Annotated in this window: 2 protein-coding genes; one reads left to right on the top strand and one right to left on the bottom strand. The window is 62.7% G+C overall.

Features of this window, described 5'->3' with window-relative positions; all coding sequences use genetic code 11:
* The coding region (locus IVB48_RS12310; RefSeq protein ID WP_247400142.1) for a hypothetical protein at positions 1-199 on the top strand (199 nt) is incomplete at its 5' end.
* Between the two features lie 287 nt (positions 200-486).
* Here IVB48_RS12310 and IVB48_RS12300 read toward each other — a convergent pair.
* Positions 487-2,065 (bottom strand): alpha/beta fold hydrolase (locus tag IVB48_RS12300; protein ID WP_247400141.1); only part of this gene is annotated, 1,579 nt, incomplete at its 5' end.

Genomic DNA, 2,065 nt, shown 5'->3' with positions numbered 1-2,065 from the left:
GCTTTCCAGTGGCGCGGGAAACAGCAGCGGCGCTGGAACCAGCCGCAGCCGCAGCCTGCTCCCAACGCCATCCACTCCGGCGCCGCAGGCCTCGCCCGCACCGCCGACCCAAGAACCGCCGACCCAAGAACCGCCGGTCGCGCAGCAGGACAACAGCCAGCCGATGAACGACGTGCTCCGGCAGCTCTTTAGTCGATGATTTTTGGACCACGCTCGGACTCCGAGTGGTCTTTTACACCCGCGCCCCGTCCACTTCCTCATCCAAACGGATGAGGAAGACGGCTACGACATTGCGACGCCCCGCCAGCCGTCCCGCGCCTTGCTGGTCGAGCTATTGTATCGTTGCCGGTCTCGACGATGTCACAGTGAAGAATCAACCGATCGAGCAGGGCGGTGGTTATCTTCGCGTCAGCGGCGCGGTGAAGAGGGTGGCGGTAATCAAAAGTGCGAAAACAACCCCATGCACAGTAGCCGGGGCCTGAGGGATCAAGGGGTTACAGAGGGTGACAAGATCCGCGACTTCTCCCCTCCCGTGGTCATGATCCCATTTTCGAACAGCGCATCGATGTGCCCAGGCATTTCCGGGTGGGCGTACATGGAACTATGAGTGCCTCCCACCATGATGATGGAGGTCATCTCAAGCCCGAACCGGCTCCAGCCCAGATCCGGGACCAAATGGTCTTCGAGGCTCCTAAGTCCAGGATCGTGGTCCTTGGCGTGGAGCATGTAGATTGGTGCTGCCACTTCCGGCAAGACGTAGCCGATCTGGCCCTTGACGTTGTCGGATATCATCTCGCGCAGAGCTTGCGTTGACGGAGCACCGGTGAGTTCGGCCAGCCTTTCGGAATCGTCCTCGGCAAGGCCGTAGGTTCTCATCAGGTGTTGCCACCCTATTCCGTCGACGACCTGCATCATCGATGTCGGCACGGAGGTGAGGTCGGGCGGTGATTGCGTGTCGAGCAAGGCAATTCCGGTCACGTGATGGCCACGACGTTCCAATTCAGAAGCCAGTGCAATGGCGACAACGCCACCGAAGGAGCCTCCAACGAAGAACACGGAGCGGTCACCGATCCATGACTCCACGTGTGGCGCATAGTTCAAAGCCAGGTCTTCGACCGTTCCATTCAGAAGCCCCTGCTCTGCGAGCGGGTATGGATTGAGACCCGCGATGGGATAGTCCCCAGCCAGGTCCTTAATCGCCTGGGGCGTGTTCTCGCGGGTGGAGCCGTGGCCGAGACCCGGGATGTAAATCAGGACCCGATCTCCAAACCCGGGGCGTATCGGGACGATGCAAGAGGAATTTCCCTTCTCGAGCAGGGCGCTCATCTCCGCAAGCCCTGAAAGCCGCCGTTCCAGGTCGAGTTGGCGCAGAAATTCGGGATCTGCGCTGTCGAGCAATGCACTGAGTGATGCCAGCCCTTCGAGCTTCGATCGGGCCTTACCTTTGCCTCCCACACCTTGCCGCTGCGACGCGCGCTCGCTGGAAGCAAGCTTCTCCTGTAGCAGCTGCGCAATCGCCCGCGCCGTCGGATAGTCGAACGCCAACGTCGTCGGCAGCTTGGCCCCAATTTGTCCCGACAGTCTGTTGCGGAGTGCGACCGCCATCAACGAGTCCAGCCCAAGGTCCTTGAGCGATTGGTCCGCGGGCACCGACGAGGCCCCGGGCAGCGCCAGCACAACCGCAATCTCCTCCTGCGCCAGTTCCACCAGTGCCTGTAGCCGCTCCGCATCGCTCGCAAGCGAAGCCAGCCGCGACCGCAGACTGTTGGTGTCGCCGCTTCCCGCCGCGGCGCGCCGCAATCCAGTGCGCACCAGGCCACGGTACAGCGCCGGCACGTCCACTCCAAACTGGCGCTGCATCGCGCCGACATCCAGATGGATCGGGATCAGCATCGCCTCGGGCAGCGCCTGCGCTGCATCCAGAAGTTCGAGTCCGAGCTCCAGCGAAAGCGCCTGCACGCCTTGGCGCCGCATCCGCATTAGTTCGGCACGGCCCAGATGCGCCGTCATGCCGACGCCGCGCTGTTCCCACAGGCCCCACAGCAGGCTCTGCCCGGCCAATCCG

The organism is Bradyrhizobium sp. 76 (assembly GCF_023073025.1).
Classification (GTDB): Bacteria; Pseudomonadota; Alphaproteobacteria; order Rhizobiales; family Xanthobacteraceae; genus Bradyrhizobium.
The sequence above is the reverse complement of the archived record's forward strand: the minus strand, read 5'-3'. Positions and strand labels throughout refer to the sequence as shown.